Source organism: Rothia sp. P100, assembly GCF_023712425.1.
GTDB classification, from domain to species: domain Bacteria; phylum Actinomycetota; class Actinomycetes; order Actinomycetales; family Micrococcaceae; genus Rothia; species Rothia endophytica.
Window position 1 is genome coordinate 60,089 of sequence record NZ_JAMAYG010000001.1, and the last position, 21,292, is coordinate 81,380.

Sequence of the window (21,292 nt, forward strand, 5' to 3'; positions counted from 1 at the left end):
TTCTGTTTTACCGCGAGCGGGCACCAGGGTGCCCGGTAAATTACAGAGATGTGAGTACAAGATGTGGTGGAGGAACGGACGCCCCACCACAAAATAGCGGGTTAGTGCACCTCGCCGTGGTGAGCAGGGGAACCTAAATTACAATTCTTACTTCTGCCTCTGATGGCCCTTACCCAGCGCTCGCCTTACGCCTTACTGGCGCCCAGCGTCAGCGCCTGCCCCCTACGGGCCCACTAAGCTCTCTTAGTGCTTACGCCACTCAGTGGCTACTCCGAGAGTCAAGTTACCACTGAGCGGCGGCGGGCCCAGCTACACCTCAGCACGTCTCAGCCTAGTACCGGGAGTTTCAACGCCGCACTGCCCGTACTGAGGGGGTCCCCATGTGCCTGCCCCGGGCCGATAGACTTGGGTGCACATACTATCGAGGAGAACACCGTGCCACTGATTAACGTCTCGTACGCATCTATTCAGTCCGATGAGAAGAAAGCCGAACTGATTGTTGAGCTCACCCGCGCCTACGGGCGGGTGATGGGTGCCAAGGAAAGCTCGGTGTGGGTGATTCTCAACGAGGTGCCGCGTACCGACTGGGGTGTTGGCGGGCAGACCCTGGACGGACTTGATGCGGCGGCAGACACCCACCGCAAGGACGCCCGAATTGAGGTCCGTCAGGCTCGGAAAGAAGACCTGCGCACCCTTGCAGCCATTGAGGCCGAGTGCTTCCCGGCAGCAGAAGCCGCCAGCGAGAGCGATTTACGGGCTAGGTTTGAGATCTTTGGTGAACACTTCTGGGTACTTGAGGCAGACGGTGAAATTGTTGCCTTCATCGACGGTCTGGTCACAGATTCCCCCGTCATCTTCGATGACCTCTATCAGAACCCTGCATCTCACACACGTCACGGCGCCTACCAGACGGTGTTTGGCATCAATACCCGCCCTGTCTACCGGGGACGGGGCTACGCGTCCGCCTTGATAGAGCAGCTAATAGACCAGGCCCGGGAGCAGGGTCGCTCCGGTGTGATTCTCACCTGCAAGAAGGAATTGATTGGCTTCTACGAAAAACAGGGTTTTGAGCTGGACGGAGTTTCAGAATCCACGCACGGTGGAGAGATCTGGCACGATATGACCCTGCACCTGAACTAGGTAATCCGAGGTCGATATAGAGGGAGAGCTTACTCTAGTCCCAGCCTAAAGCCTTACTGATGCGCTTCAACAGCGCAAGGGCCCGGTGAGGATTACCATCGCCAGAAACAGCCACCAACTCACTTCCTTGCCAGCGGTGAGCCAGAGACCAGACTGAAGACTTGTGCGAAGCCCCGCCCAGCAGGCACCAGATCGCTCGCTCCTCACAGAGGGCTGCTACCTGCTCATTGAGCTCGGGTGAGTCGGTCAGGGCATATACCAGCCAGGTTCCGGTTAGGTCATCAGGAGTAAAAGGACGCCGCTGGGCAACCAGTTGCCCGGCGGTCAGTTTTTCTTCAACCGGGACACTCAGAGTTGGCGCAACCACTTCGACTCGGGCGCCGGCGCGCACGAGGGGAGCAATCTTACGGGCAGCGACCTGCCCGGCTCCCACAACGAGTACCCGGCGCCCGCGCACATCCAGCGCTAGGGGTAAGCGCTGGTTCACGCGGGCAGCTCCACCCAGACATCTCCGTCGCGCACCTCAACAGAGTAAACGGGTAGGCTAAATTCACCCCCAGAGAGGCAGTCACCACTGGCCAGTGAGTATACCTCTTTGTAGAGTGGGGAGGTTACGGTCGACTCGCCGTTCTTTTCACCGACGATACCGCGGGCTATCACCAGGGAACCAGAGGCAGGGTCTTTGTGGTCGGTCACAAAGATGGAATCGCTCGAGGTGCGGAAGACCGCATATTGCCGCCCATCAAGCAGGGCGGCCTCGCCCCAGTTGGGTTCCAGTTCATCCATGGCGCAGATACGGTGCCACTGTGTTATCACGGTACTCTCCCTAATTTCTATTTCACTGCTTGTGTTTGTGTGGGTTTGTCTTGCTTTTAAGCTAATATTAGCATTATTAATACGTATTAAACCGGTTTGAAACCACACAGGGAGGCACTGATGTCCACCAACCCCCTCGCCACCAATCAACGTTCAGTCCTGGTGATTGGAGGTGGGCCCGCCGCCTGGAGGTTCGCCAAGGCCTTCATTGAAAAGGACGCCGGCGCCTCCCACCTTACCGTGCTCAACGATGAGCCATACCTCCCCTACGACCGTGTAGCCCTCGAACAGATTTTCATCGACCCAAACCGAGATCTCACCCTGGGCGATTCAGATCTATGGACCAGCCCGCACATCACCCTGGTCAACGGCGTAAGCGCCACTGCCATTGATCGAAAGAACCGCACCGTCCGCGCCACCGATGGTCGGTTCTACCCCTACGATGAGCTAGTCCTAGCTACCGGCTCCTCGGCCGTCAAAATCCCCATCCCTGGCTCCGAATCAGCGCATGTCTTCCGCACCATTGACGGTGTGAAAAACGTCGTCAGCGAAATGGAGCGACTCAGTGAAAAACTGGGACGTGCCCCCAAAGCTATCGTGGTTGGCGGCGGTCTGTTGGGCCTTGAAGCAGCTGAGGGTCTCAAACACCTGGGCGGCGAGCCAACCATTTTGGACGTAGCTCCCTGGCTCCTTTCCATCGAGGTTGATCAGGGCGGCGGCTTCGCCGTCAATGCCGCAATCCGCGAAGCTGGGATTGAGATTGAAACCGGTGCCTTTATTTCATCCATCAACCGTGACGCTAACGGAGAGGTTGTTTCTGTATCAGTTGCAGATGGCATGGGCGATGAAGCAGCTATTCACAACCTGCCCGCTGACATCGTCATGATGGCAGCAGGGATCCGCCCTAATGACCAACTTGCTAGGGATGCCGGGCTCAAGGTTGGCGAGCGCGGTGGCGTACTGGTTACCCCCAACTGTCAGTCGGAGGACCCCACCATCTGGGCTATCGGCGAGGTCGCCTGCATTCTGGGCCGCACCTGGGGTCTGGTGGCACCGGCTAACCAGATGGCTGAGGCCGTGGCAACTAACCTGACCGGGGGCGATGAGTCTCTAACTGACTTTGATATTGCGACCAAGCTGAAGTTCTCCGGTCTTTCTGTGGCTGGTTTCGGTGACCGACGTGGCACTACTCCGGGTTGCCTTGAGATTGTGTATGCCGATCCCGCGCGCGGGATGTACCAGAAGATTGTCACTACCTCGGATGCTAAGACTCTGCTGGGTGGCGTCTTTGTGGGCGATACTGACCCCTACGATTCTTTGAAGCCTCTGCTGGGTCGTGAGTTGCCGGCTGAGCCTAATGCCTATCTCTCAGCTTCCGGTGGGGACGGGGTTCCTGATACCGAGTTGCCTGATGACGCTATCCTGTGTTCCTGCAATAACGTTAGCTTTGGCTCTATTCGTGCAGCTGTAGCAAACGGCGACCAGGATGTGAACTCCATCAAGAAGAGCACCACTGCTGGCACCCAGTGCGGTAACTGTGTCCCCATGATTCAGAAGACCTTGAATCAGACCATGGCCAAGATGGGGCTGGAAGTTTCTAATGCCCTCTGTGATCATTTCGAGTTTTCACGTGCTGAACTCTTCCAGGCAGTCCATGCTGTGGCTGAATTGGATGACTTCTATACCGTGCTGGAGCGCTTTGGCAAGGGCGAAGAGGGCTGTGCAATCTGTAAGCCGACGGTTGCCTCCATCCTGGCGTCCACCCGCAAGAGCTACGCTCTGGACGGCGGCCGTGGCACTCTGCAGGACACCAACGACCGCAACCTGGCTAACATGCAGAAAGATGGCACCTACGGTGTAATCCCCCGCATCCCCGGTGGCGAAATCACCCCGCAGAAGCTGGCGGTGATCGCAGAAGTTGCCGGCGACTTTGGCCTCTACACCAAGATTAATGGTGCCCAGCGTATCGGTTTGTACGGTGCACGCTTGGAGCAGCTCCCCGAGATTTGGAAGCGTCTGGTGGAGGCCGGGTTTGAGTCGGGCCAGGCCTACGGTAAGTCACTGCGCAACGTCAAGAGCTGTATCGGTAGCGCCTGGTGCCGCTTTGGCATGCTGGATTCGGTGCAGATGGCTATCGATACCGAGAACCGCTATAAAGGTCTGCGTTCGCCCCACAAGTTCAAGATGGGCGTTTCGGGCTGTAACCGTGAATGTGCTGAGGCTCAGGGCAAGGACGTTGGGGTAATTGCCACCGCTAATGGCTGGAACCTCTACTTCGCAGGTAACGGTGGTGCGACTCCCGCGCACGGCCGTCTCTTCGCTAAGGACCTGGATCAGGAGACTGCTTACACCTACATTGACCGTTACCTGATGTACTACATCCGCACCGCTGATAAGCTACAGCGCACTGCCCGTTGGGCTGAGGACCTAGACGAGAAGTTCGGGGATGCCATCGAGCACCTGCGCGAGGTAATTATCGACGACAAGCTGGGTCTCTGTGAGCAGCTGGATGCCGACATGCAGTACCACATTGACCATTATGAGGACGAGTGGGCCGCGACTTTGCGTGACGAGAAGCGTTTGCGCCGTTTTAGGGCTTTTGTCAATGAACCGGAAGCTAATTCGGCAGGTGACCGCATGTATGTGCTGGAACGCAATCAGATTCGCCCGGCAACCGAGGCAGAAATAGCTGCGGCCGATGGCGATTTTGAGGGTGAGGACGCCGGTGAGAAGGTTCTGATTGCCGGGGCTAGCCTGCCGGTGCATGCAGGCTAGATAGTGCCCGTGTGACCTCGTGTGACGCGGCGATTACAGGCCGGTTCATGCGAGGTCATGCAAGTGGGTGAAGTCCCCTACCCCGTGTGAGGATTAAGGGTAGCGAGTTTTCTAGGGAGAGGAAGAAGCGTGTTCGCTGATCTTGATGTAGCCAGTGCCTCTGTGCTGCTCTGCGGAACTTCAGAACGGGTGCGCCAGGTTGCGCCTAAGTATCAGGCCGCCGCTGAAGTAACGAGTGTTTACTCCCCTGACTTACTTCCCTCTGCTATAGAAGGTATTTCCCCCTCTGTGGTCGTCATCTGCGCCGAACACCCCAACGAGATTGCTAGCTGGCGACAAGCGGTGAAAACCGCGCGGAGTAGCAGGGGCTTGCACGCAGTACTTCTTGTGGATAGCGAACCTGCGCCCCAGCAAGTCGGAAGAGTCTACCTCATAGGAGCAGGACCAGGCGACCCCGGGCTCATGACCCGCCATGCCCTTGAGGCCCTCAGCCGGGCGGACGTCGTCCTCCTTGACCACCTGGCCCCACACCAGGATCTACCCCGTTGGGCACCCAAAGCGGAAATTATCGATGTGGGAAAGACTCCCGGCAAGCACCGGGTACCCCAGCGCGACATTGACCAGCTCATGGTCGAGTATGCCCAAGCCGGGCGCACCGTAGCCCGCCTCAAGGGGGGTGATCCCTACGTCTTTGGCCGGGGCGCTGAGGAACTGTATGTCTGTGAGCAGGCTGGTATACCGGTAACGGTGTATTCGGGAGTTACGTCGTCGATTGCCCTCCCCGCCCTTGCCGGAGTTCCCATCACCTTACGCGGTGTCTCCCACATGTTCACGGTGGTGTCTGGCCATGCCCCCCTGAGCGGCTCAGAGCTGGACCAATTAGCAGGCCTGCTCAAGGATGGCGGCACAGTCTCCTTGCTCATGGGTGTGAAATCTTTACCCCACACCGTTGCCGGTTTGCGCAAGCGCGGTGTGCCGACGTCCTTACCTATGATTGCGGTGCAGGACGGTTTCCGCCCCAAGCAGCGCGAGATATACGCAACCTTAGATGACTGCCTTGAGACCCTAGCCGATGTGAAGCCACCTGCCGTGATTACCCTGGGTGAGGTGTGCGCGGTTGCCGGCCCCCGCCGCGATGAGGTGATGGCTCGGGCCTTCGAGACCCATTAGTGTTACAGGTATTGGCTCTCTCTGTTGCGGGCCCACAGGGCTCGCAGAGAGTCACCTAGATTTCGACGCGTCCGCCGGTTTTCTCCTTCAAAGGAGTGAGAAAACCGGCGGACGCGTCTAAGAACTAGCTCTAGACCAGCTGCTGCTCGTCCGCCTCCATTGCCCAGCGGGCAAAGCTTAGGGACGCGTCCGCGCGCTCAGCCAGGTAGGCGCGAATCAGGCGCTCAAGGTAGTCTTCGAGCAGGTCAGCTTCAACTTTAAGCCCGCGCACAGTACGCCCAAGGGTGCCGGCTGCATCATTCTGGTAGTCGGCCAGACCCCCACCGAGGTGTACCTGGAAGCCCGGTACTTGGCGTCCGTCCTCGGTAGTAATTATCTGGCCCTTGAGCCCAATATCTGCGGTCTGAATACGGGCGCAAGAGTTGGGGCAGCCGTTAATGTGCAGGGTCAGGCGCTCCGGGAGCTGGTCAGCAACATCGGCTAGGCGCTCTTCGAGGTTATCAATCACCCGCTCTGCGGTGGACTTTGTTGCCACAATCGCCAGCTTGCAGTATTCGATACCGGTGCAGGCGATGGTAGAGCGGCGGAAGACGGACGGACGCGCGTAAAAGCCCAGTTTCTCAGCTTCGGCGATGAAGGGCTCAACATCATCTTTTTCGATGTCGAGCACGACCAGCTTCTGGTAAGGGGTGGTGCGCAGGCGGGTGGAGCCGTACTTTTCAACCAGGTGGGCTAAGTCAATGAGCTGGTTGCCGCTAATGCGGCCCACGGTGGGGGTCAGACCGATGTAGAACTTGCCGTCCTTCTGAGCGTGCACGCCAACATGATCACCGGTCACAGTGGGGGTCTCGGGGGCGGGGCCGTCGGGCAGAGCGTAACCCAGGTACTCTTCTTCTAGTACCTGGCGGAACTTTTCAACGCCCCAGTCAGCGACCAGGAACTTCAGGCGGGCCTTGTTGCGCAGGCGGCGGTAGCCGTAGTCGCGGAAGATGGAGATGACGCCCTTCCAGACCTCAACGGCCTGGTCCTGGGTGACGAAGACACCGAGGCGTTCGGCCAGCTTGGCGTTAGTGGATAGACCCCCACCCACCCACAGGTCATAACCGACGCCCAGGTCGGGGTGGGTCACACCTACGAAAGCAATATCGTTGATTTCGTGGACGACGTCCTGGCTGGGGTGGCCGGTGAAGCAGGTCTTGAACTTGCGTGGCAGGTTCGAGAAGGCAGGGTCGCCGATGTACTTTTCTTTGATGTCATGGATGACCGGGGTAGGGTCAATCAGTTCGTCAGCCGCGATACCGGCTAAGGGCGAGCCCAGAATGACGCGGCTAACGTCGCCGCAGGCCTCAGTGGTATCGAGATTCACCTCAGCCAGGCGGCGCCAGATTTCGGGCACATCTTCTACCTGCACCCAGTGCAGCTGCACGTTTTGGCGGTCGGTCACATCGGCGGTATCACGGGCGAAATCTCGGGAGATTTCCCCGATTACGCGGGTCTGCTCGGTGGTGAGCTGACCTGAGTCGATTCGCACGCGCAGCATGAAGTACTTATCTTCAAGCTCTTCTGGGCTCAGCGTGGCGGTGCGTCCGCCGTCAATCCCCTGCTTACGCTGGGTGTAGAGTCCCCACCAGCGGAAGCGTCCGTGGAGATCATCTGAGTCGATGGCATCGAAGCCTTCTTTGGAGTAGGTGTCGATGATACGCTCGCGCACGTGCAAGCCGTCGTCAGCTAGCTTGAATTCTTCATTGGCATTGAGCGGGGTCTTGCCGTCGATTTTCCACTGACCGTTGGGCTTCTTAGAGACAGGTTTGCGACGAGACGGGGTTGCGGCCTGGTCAGGACGGGCGGTGAGGGTTTTTGCCATGGGTTCTAGTCTTTCGTGCGTGTGGTGCTGGTAGCAAGAGTGTGAATTGAGGGAGGAACGGTTTCCTGGTAGCCGGTGGGACGGCGCGGTGTCAGCTGGCGGCTTCGCAGTACCCCGCGGACGCTCAAGACCAGTCCGGTCAGGGCAGTTGCCAGAATCAGCGGCAGGCTATAGGGAGCAAGAGCCGGGGCAAGGCCGATGAGGTAGGGCAGGTGGGTTACGACGAGGCAGGTGCCCACAAAGCCCCCGAGTGCGGTGGGGTTGATGCGGGTGACCAGCCAGGCGGCAAACGGGGCAGCGAGGACACCACCGGCTAGCAGAGCGAGGACGGGCAGGAGGTGTTCAGTCAGTTCCTGCCACATGCCCAGAACAAAGCCCAGGCTAGCTGCTAGGGTCACCAGGAATTCAGCCGTATTGACGGTACCCACTATTCGGCGGGGTTCTGTTTTGCCGATGCTCATCAGGGTGGAGCTGGTGACAGGCCCCCAGCCTCCTCCACCGGCGGCGTCAACAAATCCTCCGAAGAGCCCTAGGAAGCTGAGGGTTCGGGGGGTGGCGGGGGCTCCGGTGCCCCGGGCGGTACGCCGTCCGGTTGAAAAGCGGAGGACCAGGTTGATGCCGATGAGAGTCAGAATAGTTGCCATGACCGGCTTGGCGGTGGCCAGGGAGAGGTTGGAGAGCAGTGTGGCTCCGGCAAAGGCCCCTACCGCCCCGGGCAGGCCCAGGCGAAGTACAACCTTCCAGTCGATGTTATTGAACCGCCAGTGACTCACACCCGATGCGAGGGTGGTGCCGAGTTCTGCCACATGAACAACTGCGGACGCGCTGGCCGGGTTCATCGCGGCAAGGGCAAGGAGCAGGGTGGATGAGGTGGCACCAAACCCCATGCCGAGGCTGCCGTCGACCAGTTGGGCAAGCAGACCGCCTAGGGCGATGAGAAGTAGTTTGTTCATGGTGGTATTCGTTCTGTGAGGGGCTCTAGCGGACGAGTCCTGCAGCGAGGGTGGTGCCGTCTGCCTGATTGATGAGCAAAAGGGAGCCTACCAGCCCGCGCCCGCTGTAGGGTTCGGTGGGTAGGTCTTCTGCCAGTTGTAGGGTGACGGTGGCGATGTCATTCAGTTCGATGGCTTCACCGGGGTGTTCATGGTTGGTGTCGATATCGAGTAGGGAGTCGATGGAGGTCAATCGAGCTCGCACCAGGGAGGTGCCGTAGCGGAGTTTTACCTTGGCGCCGGGGCGTAAGGGGGTGTCGGCCAGTCCTACCAGGGTGGCGGTGAGATCCCGGCTCCCCTCGGGGCGGTCGGCTCCTGCGATGAGGTCGCCGCGGGATAGGTCGATATCGTCTGCCAGACGCACCACGATGGAATCGCCGGTGGTGGCAGTAGCGGCTTCACCATCTGCGGTGTCGATATGAGTGACGGTGCTAGTGCGCCCCTGCCCCAGGTGCACGATATCCCCCACGGCTAGGTGCCCGGCGGCAATACGGCCAGCGTAGCCCCGGTAGTCAGTGCCCTGCGGGCGGATGACATACTGAATGGGCAGGCGCAGGCCCAGCTCCGACGTAGCCTCGGTGACCTCCACGGTTTCTAGGTACCCAAGCACGGTGGGGCCGGTGTACCAGGGGGTGTTTGTGGATGGTTCCACCACGTTATCCCCCCTCAGCGCGCTAATGGGGATGACGGTGACCTCGGCAACCCCCTTCTCCTGCGCTAGAGCCGTAAATTCCTCGCGAATCTGCTCAAAGGTGTCCTGGGAGTAATCCACCAGGTCAATCTTGTTGACCGCCAGAACTACTTGGCGCACGCCCAGCAGGGCTGCGACCGTCAGGTGGCGGCGGGTCTGGGTCACCACGCCGTGGCGGGCATCGACGAGCAACACTACGACCTGGGAGGTTGAAACACCCGTAACGGTATTGCGGGTGTACTGCACATGGCCTGGAGTATCAGCCAGAATGAAGGTGCGCTCGGCGGTTGAGAAATAGCGGTAGGCCACGTCAATGGTGATGCCCTGCTCACGCTCGGCGCGCAGACCATCGACCAGTAGTGATAGGTCAAGTCCATCGTGGCCGCGCTCACGGCTGGTGCGCTCGACTGCTGAGAGCTGATCGGCCAGCACACTCTTGGTGTCGTGCAGTAGGCGGCCCACGAAGGTTGATTTGCCGTCGTCGACGCTACCGGCGGTGCACAGGCGCAGGGTCTGGCGAGTTGCGAGCTGGGCCGAGGCCGCTGCCCCGGGTGCCGGCTCGCTGTCGGTGGGTTGGGTGAGCAGAGTCATTTTAGAAGTAACCTTCCTTCTTGCGGTCTTCCATGGCTGATTCGCTGAGGCGGTCGTCCGCGCGGGTTGCGCCGCGTTCGGTCAGTGTTGAGGTGGAGATTTCGGTGATAATGTCCTGTACCGTGCTGGCTTCAGACAGCACGGCGCCGGTGCAGCTCATATCACCGACGGTGCGGTAGCGTACCCGGCGAGTTTCAATGGGTTCGCCCTTGCTGGGCCCACCCCACTCCCCCGCGGTCAGCCACATGCCGTCGCGGTTGAAGACTTCGCGCTCGTGGGAGAAGTAGATAGGGGGAAGCTCGATAGCGCGAGCACCGATGTATTCCCAGATATCGGCTTCGGTCCAGTTGGAGATGGGGAAGACACGGATGTTCTCGCCGGGCAGGTGCCCGCCGTTGTAGAGGTTCCACAGCTCGGGGCGTTGGCGGCGGGGGTCCCAGCCGCCGAAGGCATCGCGCACCGAGAAGATTCGCTCTTTGGCGCGGGCTCGTTCCTCATCGCGGCGAGCGCCACCGAGAACTGCGTCATAACCTTGCTCCTCGATGGTTTCAACCAGGGGCACGGTTTGCAGGGGGTTACGGGTGCCGTCGGGTCGCTCCTGAAGTTCGCCCCGGTCAATCCAGTCCTGGACTTTGGCGACGCGCAGGCGGGCGCCGGTGCGCTTTACCAGTCGGTCGCGGAAGTCGATGACTTCAGGGAAGTTGTGGCCGGTATCCACGTGGAGTAGTTCAAAGGGCACGGGTGCAGGTGCGAAGGCGCGGCGGGCTAGTTCGTAGACAACTACGGAGTCTTTGCCGCCCGAGAAGAGCAGGGCGACCTTATCGAATTGCCCGGCTACTTCGCGCAGGATATGGATTGACTCGTTTTCTAGGTCTTTGAGGTGAGGTGAAAGGGTTCCTGCTGTTGTGGTGCTCATGTGTGTAGTCCGCATTCTGTCTTGGTGAACCCTGCCCAGCGTCCGCTGCGGGGGTCTTGGCCAGCTTCTACCTTGGCGGTGCAGGGGGCACAGCCGATGGAGGGGTAGCCTGCCTTGGTCAGGGGGTGAACGATGAGGTTCTTGTCTTCGATGTACTGGTCGGTGTCTTCCAGGCTCCAGGTGACCAGGGGCGAAATTTTCAGTCTGCCGTTGGGGTCAATGTCCAGGGCCGGGGTGGTGGCGCGAAGCGGTGAATCTGCCCGGCGTAGGCCGGTGATCCAGCCGGTGTAGGGGGCCATGGACACGGCTAGGGGCTCCACCTTGCGCATGCGGCAGCAGGCGGCGGGGTCGGCATTGTAGAGGTTGATACCGTAGCGTGCATCCTGCTGGCCGACGGTGAGCAGAGGCTTAGCCTTGACCAGGTTTTGGGGGTAGCGTTGCTCTACCTTCTGAGCTACGTCCAGGGTCTCGGGAAAGTGATACCCTGTATCGAGGAAAAGAAAGTCTGAGTCAGGTAGGTAACGGCTGGCTAGTTCAGCCAGCACCGTGTTTTCCATGGAGAGGGTTACCACCAGCTTGCCCGCCACGTGTTCGTGGGCCCAGGTCAGGATTTCTTCGGCGCTCGCATCGTAGAGGGCATCCGCATAGCGATCCACGAGTTCCCGGTTGGCCTCTTTCTCTGCGTCTGAGAGCTGGGCGGGCTCGGCCGTTCCTTCTGGGCTAATCGCCGGATTTTCCAGCGGTGTGGCCGGTGAACCAAGACCAAAGTTTTTAAAGCTCACGGATGAGGGTTCCATAGTGTTCCTTTCATAACTGTTCTTAAGGTCGAATTGTTTGAAAGTCTAGGCTTATGGGGGCGGGGTGGTCGATTTATTTCGGGGACTAAGTCACGGGGCGACATTTTTACGTCACAGGTCTTAACAGGGGGTAATTTTTACGCCCTAAATTTTGCGTCAGGCCCTGAGAGCCAACTACTGTGCACCACTGGCTGCAGACTTACCTGTCATCTCATGAAACGGGCGTACCGCAGATAGACCCGGGGCATGCCACAATGGTGTTTATGCGTATTTTGTCTATTCAGTCCGCTGTTGCCTACGGCCACGTAGGTAATTCAGCCGCAGTCTTCCCGCTCCAACGTCTTGGCCACGAGGTCATGCCCGTCAATACCGTCCTGTTCTCAAATCACACCGGCTATGGTGCCTGGCGAGGCCCGCTGATTTCGGGTGACGACGTCCGCGAGATTGTCACCGGCATCGAAGAGCGGGGCGGCTTGGTCGACACCGCCTTGGTTATTTCCGGTTACCAGGGTGGCTCATCCATCGGCGATGCCATTCTTGATGCCGTTGCTAAGGCCCGCGCAGCCAACCCTAACGTCCTCTACTCTTGCGACCCGGTGCTGGGCAACGCAACCAGTGGCTGTTTCGTCTCCCCCGAGGTGCAGGAGCTCATCCGTGATCGCGTAATCCAGCACGCCGACATCATCACTCCCAATCAGTTTGAGCTGGGCTTTGTCACCGGCACGGACCCTAAGACCCTAGATGAGGTCCTTGAGTCTGTGGGCGCAGTCCAGAAGGTTGGCCCCCAGACAGTGCTGGTCACCAGCGTCAACACCCCTGAAACCCCCGACGACTCTATTCAGATGCTGGCCGTTTCAGGCGATGAGGCCTGGCTAGTCACCACTCCCCGCTTGCCCATGAAGGCTAACGGCTCGGGAGACGTTACCCAGGCCCTCTTTGCCTCTCACTTCGCAGCGGGCAAGAGCCTGAAGGAAGCACTGGAACTCACCACCGCCAGCGTCTACGAACTGCTGAAAAACACCCTAGTCTCGGGCCAGCGTGAACTGCAGCTGGTTGAGTCCCAGCAGGCCTACGTTGAACCTGCTGAGACCTTTGAGGCGGTAGCGGTTAAGCGCTAAGAGCAGCTAGGGCTTCGTTAGCCCGTTCCAGGGCAACCGAAGCGATTACCGCAGCAGAGGCGGCCTCACCGGGTAACACGAGCGGCTCGGCGACGACCGCCTTTTCTGTGCCCTGATAAGCCTTGGTGAGTTTGTTGTGGAAGTAGCCGCGGGCCAGCAGGTAGGTTGAGATGTATTCGGCCTGGTTACTCTCCCACGCCTGTTCGATGGTAGGTTCGATATCGGCGACAAAGCCGTAGGGCACCCGCCGGCTGAGCAGGGTACTGAATACTTCTGCCTGGTAGAGCACAGCTTCACGGCCGTCTGCCCGGGAGGAACCGGCTGCCGCCATGGCGATATCGTCGTAGCCGTCCCAGCCCGCTTCTTCTAACCGCTGACGCTGGAGTTTGGCAAGGGCTGCTGAGGGGCCCAGTGCGCGAGCAATTGTGGTAGTCAAGTGGCTGGCGCTGGCAGCTGCCTGCCTCATGTCATGTTCGGTGTGGTAGCCCGGTGAAAGCAGCAGGGGCACAAGGACGGCGGTCGCCCCGGACGGCAAGCCTTGCAATACCTGCGGCAGGGAGGGTTCTTGCACATCTACATAGGCTTCGTGCACAGTGTAGGTTCCCGGAGCCTGAGCCTCGACCAGGGCAGTGAGCTGCTCACGGATGAGATTGACGGCTTGACGGCCCTGGGGGTTATCGGTTCCGTGGGAGGCGGCGACCAGGTGAATCATGAGGCTCCAGTCTGCTGTTGACACAGCACAGTGGGTGGGGCTGACCCCACCCACTGTACAGGACAATCAACAGCATGAGAGATACACCCCCACCCGTCATATATCTTGATTAATTCTCCATAACGGGAGCGAAGATGACCGCCTCTGCCTCTTCAATCACTTGCTCCACGGTGCCAGCCTGGATATCTAAACCCTACCTTCGATAGAACTGTTTTCAAGACATCCGACTAATCCGCCTCATACAGCAGCCCCCGCTCGCGCTTAACGCTTCTGGCAGATTTATTCTGCCCGGCGAATCACTTTGTACTGAGCCGCCTGAGCCACCGGCCGCATGGTGATGTGGTCCAGGTTGATATGGTGGGGAACGTTCACCGCGAAGGTGACGGTCTGGGCGACATCCTCAGCCAGCAGGGGCTTGTCCACGCCAACGTAGACCTTAGCTGCGGCATCTTCCGACCCAAGGCGGTTACGCGAGAACTCTTCGGTGTGCACCATGCCGGGGCGTACCTCAATTACACGCACGTTATGTTCAGCTTCTTCCAGGCGCAGGGTTTCGGTCAGGGCCCGCTCACCGAACTTGGCGGCGTTGTAGCCCGCTCCCCCTTCGTAGCCGGCTTCTGCCGCGGTTGAGGTCAGGTTAAGGATGGTGCCCTGGCCATTCTCGCGCAGGGCTGGCAAAAAGGCCTTGACCATATGGAGGGTGCCAATCACGTTAAGCTCGAACATGGCCGACCAGCCAGCAGGGTCGGCATTCGCCACCGAGTCAGCCCCAATAGCACCGCCAGAGATATTAACGAGAGCATCGAGACGACCGCCGGTTTCACCCAGAATCTCCTGGGCGCGGGCGGTGACCGCCTTTGCGTCCGTAATATCGAGGACGACCGGATGCACCGAAGTGCGTGAGGCCAGCTCCTCGAGGCGGTCAGCGCGGCGGGCTACAGCATAAACCGTCCAGCCGGTAGCAGTCATCAGCTCGGCGGTGGCACGGCCGATTCCAGAAGAGGCACCGGTCACCACAGCAACCTTACCGGTATGAGCATCGGGGGCAAAGGGGTTAGCAGGCAGGTTCATGTGAACTCCTCACGGTAGGTAATCTCTGACCTCTATCCTACTGCTCACAGAACCCTCTGCCCGGGTGCATGCTGGAGCCAGACATGAGAGAATGGACAGCATGGCTGAAATCAACCAGGGCACAGACACGCCCGTAGAAATCAATGTCCCCGCTAAGCCCGGCCTCGAAGGCCTTGAAGCGAAGTTCACTCAGAACTGGGCTGAGCACAACACCTACGCGTTTGACGAAAAGACCGCCCGCGAGCAGGTCTACTCGATTGACACCCCGCCGCCCACGGCGTCCGGTTCACTGCACGTCGGTCACATGTTCTCCTATACCCAGACCGACGTGATAGCCCGCTACCAGCGCATGAAGGGCAAGAACGTCTTCTACCCCCTGGGTTGGGACGATAACGGTCTGCCCACCGAACGCCGCGTGCAGAACTACTACGGCGTACTCTGTGACCCCGCGATCCCTTATGACCCCGATTTCACAGCGCCCGAAAAGCCCGCCAAGAACCAGCGTGACTGGCCCCGCATCTCCCGCCAGAACTTCATCGAACTCTGTGAAATTCTAGCGGTTGAAGACGAAAAGGTCTTCGAAGAACTCTTCACCACCCTGGGTCTGTCCGTGGACTGGTCACACACCTACCGCACCATCGATGCCCGCTCTCGCAAGGTCTCCCAGCTGGCCTTCCTCAACGACCTAGCAAGCGGCGATGCCTACATGGCAGAAGCCCCCACCATGTGGGATGTCACCTTCCGCACCGCGGTTGCCCAGGCAGAGCTAGAAGACAAAGAACGACCCGGCGCCTACCACCGCATTTCCTTCCACCGCGAGAACGGCGAGAAGGTCTGGATCGAGACTACCCGCCCCGAGCTACTGCCCTCCTGTGTTGCTCTGGTCGCCCACCCCGATGACGAGCGCTACAAGCCTCTCTTCGGCACCAAGGTCACCTCTCCTCTCTTCGGTGTTGAAGTCGAAATCAAGGCCCACCCCCTAGCCCAGCCGGATAAGGGTGCCGGTATCGCCATGATTTGTACGTTCGGCGATACCACAGACGTCACCTGGTGGCGCGAACTGCAATTGGACACCCGCGCCCTGATCGGCCGCGACGGCCGCTTCTCATCCGAGACTCCGGAGTGGATCACCAGCCAAGTGGGACGCGAGCGCTACGAGCGTATGGCTGGCGCTACCGTCTTCACCGCCCAGAAGACCGTTGTTGAGATGCTGGTCGAAGCCGGTGAAATGGACGGCGAGCCCAAGCCCATCACCCACCCGGTCAAGTTCTACGAAAAAGGTGATAAGCCCCTCGAAATCGTAGCCTCCCGTCAGTGGTACATCCGCAACGGTGGTCGTGATACCGAGCGCCGCGAGGCTCTGATAGAGCGCGGACGCGAAATGACCTGGCACCCTGCCTTCATGCGCTCCCGCTACGAGAACTGGGTTGAGGGTCTCAACGGCGACTGGCTCATTTCCCGTCAGCGCTTCTTCGGCGTGCCCTTCCCCATCTGGTACGCACTGGATGCTGAGGGCGAGCCCAACTACGATGCTCCCATCCTGCCCACCGAGGACATGCTCCCCGTTGACCCGGCTTCCCAGGCTGCCCCCGGTTTCACCGAAGATCAGCGTGGCGTGCCCGGAGGCTTCGTTGCTGACCCCGACGTCCTGGACACCTGGGCGACCTCCTCCCTGACCCCGCAGATTGCTACTGGCTGGGCCGTGAACGAGAAACTGCACGAAGTCACCTTCCCCATGGACCTGCGTCCTCAGGGTCACGACATCATCCGCACTTGGCTCTTCTCGACCGTGGTTCGCTCCAACTCCTTGGAGAACACCGTTCCCTGGACCAACACCGCCCTGTCGGGGTGGATCCTGGACCCGGACCGCAAGAAGATGTCAAAGTCCAAGGGCAACGTGGTGGTCCCCAACGACGTCCTTGAAAAGTACGGTTCGGACGCGGTGCGCTACTGGGCTGCTTCCGCAAAGCTGGGCGCCGATACCGCCTATGATGAAGCGCAGATGAAGATTGGCCGCCGCCTGGCGATCAAGCTGCTTAACGCTTCTAAGTTTGTTCTGGGTCTGGGTGCTACCGCTGATTCAGTGCTGACCAGCCCCGAGCAGGCCACCACGGTCATCAACGAGCTGGATCTATCCCTACTGGCACGCCTCAACACCCTAGTTGAGAGTGCCACCGAAGCCTTTGAGAACTACGAGTACGCCCGTGCTCTGCAAATCTCAGAGACCTTCTTCTGGCACTTTACCGATGATTTCGTAGAACTTATCAAGGATCGCGCTTACGGCAACGTGGGTGAAGACCAGCAGGCCTCAGTTCTGGCGGCTCTTGCAACGACCCTCGATGCTATGCTGCGTCTCTTCGCTCCCTTCCTACCCTTCGTCACCGACGAGATTTGGAGCTGGTGGCGTGCTGGCTCCGTGCACCGTGCACCCTGGCCCACCACCGAAGGCTATGCAGCACTGGTAGCAGATGCTGATGCCGAGGTGCTGCCCACCGTTGCAACCGCCCTAAGTGGGCTGCGCAAGGCAAAGAGCGAGGCCCAGGTCAAACAACGCACCGAGGTTGAGAGCGCTGTCATCACCGCTTCTGCCGCTGACGTTACCCGACTGACCACAGGTTTGAACGACCTCAAGGCTGCCGGCAACGCCCGCGCCATCACCCTAGTTGAGGGTAAAGGCGAGCTGACTGTCTCTGACGTTGTTCTGGTAGAAGACGCCGAGTAGGCGCAACTCCCCCCCCCCCACTCTAAGCGCCCCGGGTACCTCACGAAGGTAACCGGGGCGCCTTTTATAGGAGTATTCCCATTTACTGCCCCGGTAGAATGGGTACACCCTAACTATCAAGCTCAACCGTTGAGGAGTAGCGTGCCCACCACTCGGCGTCCCTTCGATTCTGGCTACCCCGTCTACCGTGGTGGAAATGACAGCAATCCCAGCAATCTTCTGCACCCCTTCACACAGGCAGACCGCCGGGTTGATGGAAGCTGGTTGGATCATTTCTTCTTTGTCTTCGCTGGGCTTGCCTCTGCATGGCTGGCTATCGTGGCCCTGGTGGACGCGGTGCAGCACAGCTGGTGGGGAATCCTTTTAGCTCTTGTTTTCTGGGGTATCGCCGCCTACATGACGTTGCCACGGCTGCACAGAATCCTCACCACCCTTTATGTGCCCAGCTACTTTATTGGCCGCACCCGCACTAACGACGGTCTCTTGGGGGACCCCGTCAATCTGGCTTTTCAGGGCGAGTCAGTAGACGTTCACCGTGCCATGAAAAATGCCGGCTGGCACAAAGCGGAACCGGTTACTTTGGCTTCTTCCTGGCGGATCATTATCAGAACCATCCGCCGTCTCCCCTACCCTACGGCACCGGTTTCACCACTTTTCCTCTTCAACCGCAAAGAGGATTTCGCCTACCAGCAGGAAGTTGACGGCTCCCCTAGCAAGCGCCATCATATTAGGTTCTGGAAGACTCCGGCAGATTGGAAGTTGCCCGGTGGTGCTGAGGTTGACTGGCTAGCTGCCGCTACCTACGACCGGTCCGTCGGTCTTTCCCTCTTCACTTTCCAAGTGACTCACAAGATTGATGCTGAAACCGATAAAGAACGTGACTATGTGGTCGATACAGTGCGTTATTGCCATCCCTCAAGCACCTCACTTGATGTCATCAAGGATTTCTCGACCGGTTACCATTCACGCAACGGCGGCGGAGATAACATCATCACCGATGGTCACTTGCCCATTCTAGATGTGCACGATGTTGTCGAAGAGGCTATGGAAATCCACGATCACCATGAAGAGTCCCGCTACTCTTACCACCGCACACCCTGGCAACTCGCGGAGCAGGCACCGCTCAGTGTCTGGGCCGCTGCGGCTTGTGTGGGCGTCTTAGCGCTGATTCAGCTGGGCTTGGGTCTGTTGCACCTGCCTGATTACACTGCGTCGTCCCTTACCCTACTGGGCGAAAGAGATGTTGCCCTCGCTGATTTCACCAACCAATATGCCGATATCACCCTCATTGGTGCGCTAGTGACCCTCGCACTGGTTCAGGTTATCCTCTCAGCTGCTGTGATTCGGGGGCGTCGGCGTGCCCGCAAGGTTCTCTTAGCCCTGCTGAGCGTTTCTTTCGTCATTAATGCCATTACCGTTTTCACCGGCCAGGCTTCTGTCAGTACGCTCTACGCCGTCTACGTTCTGATGGCGGTCCACGTCTTTGCACTCATTGAGTTCACCGATGACGGAGCGGTCAACTACACGCATAACGCCACTGAAACCCGGCGTGGCCGACGTCAGCAGAAAGCAAACAGCGCTAGCTAGCAGCCTGAGGCAGAGTAACCCTCACTATCAGCTGTCCGTGACTGAATAACTAGCTGCTCAAGTATTTCACGGTCAACTGTATCGAGATTGGTGATATACACGCAGGAAGCCCCGAGCCTGTGGCGGCCCAGAGCTCCTGTGAGTTCTTCAAAGTTGGGGGCAGACGGTTAGCCCGTAGAGGGTGATGGCAGTAGCCTTAAGCTGATCTGGCGCTTAAGCTTGCGTTATCTCGCCACTGAAACTTCTACTTCTGGTTAAAAATGGGGCCAACCTTTCGGGGGCGCTTTATTTCGTAGAAACCGGGGTACCCAGCCAGAGTGACAGCTGCATCAAAAACCTTGCCAGCTTCTTCGCCCGTAGGCGCCGGGCTCATGACAGGTCCAAAGAAAGTCACCCCATTGATGCTCATCAAGGGGACGCCGATATCGTCGCCACCAGCAGCATCCAGCCCCTGACGTGTCGAGGCGCGCATCTGCTCGTCGTATTCTTCGGTGAAGGCAACCTGGCTTAACTCTGTTGGAAGACCGACAGCTGCTAAAGCAGCGTCAATAGCCTTCTCAAAGTAGGTGCCTTCCGTGTTCTTCTGGTGATGAATTTGCTCACCCAGTGCCGTGTATAGTTCGTCCAACTTTTCTTGTCCGTACTGCTCCGCCACGGCGGTTGATACACGTGCTGGGCCCCAGGTGTTATCAACGTGCTTGCGGTAGCCGGGGTCAAGATCTCTACCCTCATTGAGAACAGCGAGTGAGAAGGGGTGCCACGTCACCGAAATATCACGGAGCTTCTCCACATCCTTAATCCAACGGCTGGTCATCCAGCACCAGGGGCAGGTAGGATCAAACCAAAAATCAACAGTATTCTGAGCCATAACTTCTTCTTTCATGATTAGGCAGATTTCTTTTCAACATCTTTTTCGACCACCAGAATGGGGTCCTTTTCCCCCAGCACCACCGCTTCATCAATGATGACAGCGGTGACATCCTGACGGCTGGGAATATCAAACATGACTGGTTGCAAGAGGTTCTCCATAATGGAACGCAGTCCGCGAGCGCCGGTATCCCTTGCCGTTGCCTGACGAGCGATAGCCTCAATGGCGGCGTCCTCAAAAATCAGCTCAACGTCATCGAGGGCAAACATGCGCCTGTACTGCTTGACCAGTGCGTTCTTGGGTTGAGTCAGAATGGCAACCAGGTCTTCTTCAGTCAGTTTGCCTAGGGTGGCAAGTACCGGGAGGCGGCCAATGAATTCTGGGATTAACCCAAATTTAAGGAGATCCTCGGGCATCAGCTTAGTGAGGATGTCTGAATCCTTGGAGGCTTGTTCGATGGAAGCTCCAAAGCCAATTCCCTTACGGCCAACGCGTCCGCCTACTATCTCTTCGATACCGGCAAAAGCACCAGCCACGATAAAGAGAATATTTGAAGTATTAATACGCAGGAGCTCTTGCTGTGGGTGCTTACGGCCACCCTGGGGCGGCACAGAAGCCTCGGTGCCTTCAAGAATTTTCAGCAGCGCCTGCTGCACCCCCTCACCTGAAACATCACGAGTGATAGAGGGGTTATCTGCCTTGCGCGAGATTTTATCAATCTCATCGATGTAGATAATACCGCGCTGCGCTTTCTCAATATCACCATCTGCAGCCTGAATAAGTTTGAGCAGAATGTTCTCGACATCCTCACCGACATAGCCTGCCTCCGTTAACGAGGTCGCATCGGCAACAGCGAAAGGAACATCAAGTTTTTTAGCCAGGGTCTGAGCAAGGTAGGTCTTACCTGAGCCCGTAGGTCCAACTAAGAGAATATTAGACTTAGCGATTTCAACATCTTCACCTTCAGTGGCAAGGATTTCTTGCGCATCAAAGGCAGGGGCACTCAGGGCGCGGATTCGCTTGTAGTGGTTGTAAACAGCTACAGATAGGGCTCTCTTCGCAGCCTCTTGCCCAATGACATATTCCTGCAAGTGGTCAAAAATTTCGCGGGGTGTTGGTAACTCTACCGTGGCGCCTAGGTCTTTTACCTCGGCCAGCTCTTCTTCGAGGATTTCGTTGCACAGTTCAATGCACTCATCGCAGATGTAGATATTCGGCCCAGCGATGAGCTTTCGCACCTGTCGCTGGTTCTTACCGCAAAATGAGCATTTAGGAAGTGTCGCACTGTCGCCGAGACGCGCCATCGAACTCCGCCTTTCCTCGTGTATATCACTCCTAATCTACCCCTTAATGGGGATAGACCCAAGACTGCTGACACCGTTGCAATATTACGTTTAGATGAAGATAAGTGAATAACTTCTTAGCCCACACCACGTAGGTTTTGTATTTGACCTAAAAAGGG

At 58.5% G+C, this 21,292-nt stretch carries 17 protein-coding genes; 6 read left to right on the forward strand and 11 right to left on the reverse strand.

The features are described 5' to 3' along the window. Positions 1–435 precede the first annotated feature (435 nt). A complete protein-coding gene (locus tag M3668_RS00315) occupies positions 436–1,140 on the forward strand; it encodes a GNAT family N-acetyltransferase (protein ID WP_251378851.1) in 705 nt (234 codons plus the stop codon). Between the two features lie 34 nt (positions 1,141–1,174). On the opposite strand, the gene M3668_RS00320 is transcribed toward M3668_RS00315, so the two are convergent. After that, positions 1,175–1,627 carry a precorrin-2 dehydrogenase/sirohydrochlorin ferrochelatase family protein gene (locus tag M3668_RS00320; RefSeq protein ID WP_251378852.1) on the reverse strand — a complete coding sequence of 151 codons (453 nt, stop codon included), beginning with the start codon at positions 1,625–1,627 and terminating at the stop codon, positions 1,175–1,177. After that, a complete protein-coding gene (nirD, locus tag M3668_RS00325) occupies positions 1,624–1,956 on the reverse strand; it encodes a nitrite reductase small subunit NirD (RefSeq protein WP_251378853.1) in 333 nt (110 codons plus the stop codon). The genes M3668_RS00320 and nirD overlap by 4 nt, the downstream gene beginning before the upstream one ends. A 120-nt stretch (positions 1,957–2,076) precedes the next feature. On the opposite strand from nirD, the gene nirB reads away from it, so the two are divergent. Together nirB and cobA are read left to right on the forward strand one after the other, a co-directional pair. Beyond that, on the forward strand, positions 2,077–4,731 hold the full coding sequence (nirB, locus tag M3668_RS00330; protein WP_251378854.1) for a nitrite reductase large subunit NirB: 2,655 nt from the start codon (positions 2,077–2,079) through the stop codon (positions 4,729–4,731). A 129-nt stretch (positions 4,732–4,860) separates the two neighbouring features. Continuing rightward, positions 4,861–5,901 (forward strand): uroporphyrinogen-III C-methyltransferase, encoded by a 1,041-nt coding sequence (gene cobA, locus M3668_RS00335; RefSeq protein ID WP_251378855.1) that lies wholly within the window; start codon positions 4,861–4,863, stop codon positions 5,899–5,901. A gap of 130 nt (positions 5,902–6,031) precedes the next feature. On the opposite strand, the gene M3668_RS00340 is transcribed toward cobA, so the two are convergent. The 5 genes from M3668_RS00340 to M3668_RS00360 are packed head-to-tail and all read right to left on the reverse strand — an operon-like array spanning position 6,032 to position 11,752. Beyond that, positions 6,032–7,765, reverse strand: coding sequence for a nitrite/sulfite reductase (locus M3668_RS00340; RefSeq protein WP_251378856.1), 1,734 nt, complete (start codon positions 7,763–7,765; stop codon positions 6,032–6,034). A gap of 5 nt (positions 7,766–7,770) precedes the next feature. After that, positions 7,771–8,718 (reverse strand): sulfite exporter TauE/SafE family protein, encoded by a 948-nt coding sequence (locus tag M3668_RS00345; protein WP_251378857.1) that lies wholly within the window; start codon positions 8,716–8,718, stop codon positions 7,771–7,773. Positions 8,719–8,743: 25 nt separating this feature from the next. Continuing rightward, positions 8,744–10,039, reverse strand: a complete 1,296-nt coding sequence (locus M3668_RS00350) for a sulfate adenylyltransferase subunit 1 (RefSeq protein ID WP_251378858.1) — start codon at positions 10,037–10,039, stop codon at positions 8,744–8,746. Position 10,040: 1 nt separating this feature from the next. Further along, positions 10,041–10,970, reverse strand: a complete 930-nt coding sequence (gene cysD, locus M3668_RS00355) for a sulfate adenylyltransferase subunit CysD (RefSeq protein ID WP_502948940.1) — start codon at positions 10,968–10,970, stop codon at positions 10,041–10,043. Beyond that, positions 10,952–11,752: a phosphoadenylyl-sulfate reductase gene (locus M3668_RS00360; RefSeq protein WP_251378860.1), complete on the reverse strand. Its 801-nt coding sequence runs from the start codon at positions 11,750–11,752 to the stop codon at positions 10,952–10,954. The genes cysD and M3668_RS00360 overlap by 19 nt, the downstream gene beginning before the upstream one ends. Before the next feature lie 263 nt (positions 11,753–12,015). Between M3668_RS00360 and pdxY the strand changes: the two genes are divergently transcribed. Further along, entirely contained in the window at positions 12,016–12,870 is an 855-nt protein-coding gene (gene pdxY / locus M3668_RS00365) for a pyridoxal kinase PdxY (RefSeq protein ID WP_251378861.1), read from the forward strand. On the opposite strand, the gene M3668_RS00370 is transcribed toward pdxY, so the two are convergent. After that, a complete protein-coding gene (locus M3668_RS00370) occupies positions 12,860–13,606 on the reverse strand; it encodes a sirohydrochlorin chelatase (protein ID WP_251378862.1) in 747 nt (248 codons plus the stop codon). The two genes, pdxY and M3668_RS00370, sit on opposite strands and share 11 nt — an antisense overlap. Before the next feature lie 255 nt (positions 13,607–13,861). Then, entirely contained in the window at positions 13,862–14,653 is a 792-nt protein-coding gene (locus M3668_RS00375) for an SDR family oxidoreductase (RefSeq protein ID WP_251378863.1), read from the reverse strand. Between the two features lie 100 nt (positions 14,654–14,753). Between M3668_RS00375 and valS the strand changes: the two genes are divergently transcribed. Together valS and M3668_RS00385 are read left to right on the forward strand one after the other, a co-directional pair. Continuing rightward, positions 14,754–17,375, forward strand: coding sequence for a valine--tRNA ligase (gene valS / locus M3668_RS00380; RefSeq protein ID WP_251378864.1), 2,622 nt, complete (start codon positions 14,754–14,756; stop codon positions 17,373–17,375). A gap of 141 nt (positions 17,376–17,516) precedes the next feature. After that, the gene (locus tag M3668_RS00385) at positions 17,517–18,962 is read left to right on the forward strand and encodes an LssY C-terminal domain-containing protein (protein WP_251378865.1); all 1,446 of its coding nucleotides are present in this window, start codon (positions 17,517–17,519) and stop codon (positions 18,960–18,962) included. Positions 18,963–19,206: 244 nt separating this feature from the next. On the opposite strand, the gene M3668_RS00390 is transcribed toward M3668_RS00385, so the two are convergent. Continuing rightward, positions 19,207–19,830 carry a mycothiol-dependent nitroreductase Rv2466c family protein gene (locus tag M3668_RS00390; protein ID WP_285835619.1) on the reverse strand — a complete coding sequence of 208 codons (624 nt, stop codon included), beginning with the start codon at positions 19,828–19,830 and terminating at the stop codon, positions 19,207–19,209. 17 nt (positions 19,831–19,847) lie between these two features. After that, the gene (clpX, locus tag M3668_RS00395) at positions 19,848–21,134 is read right to left on the reverse strand and encodes an ATP-dependent Clp protease ATP-binding subunit ClpX (RefSeq protein WP_251378867.1); all 1,287 of its coding nucleotides are present in this window, start codon (positions 21,132–21,134) and stop codon (positions 19,848–19,850) included. Positions 21,135–21,292 lie beyond the last annotated feature (158 nt).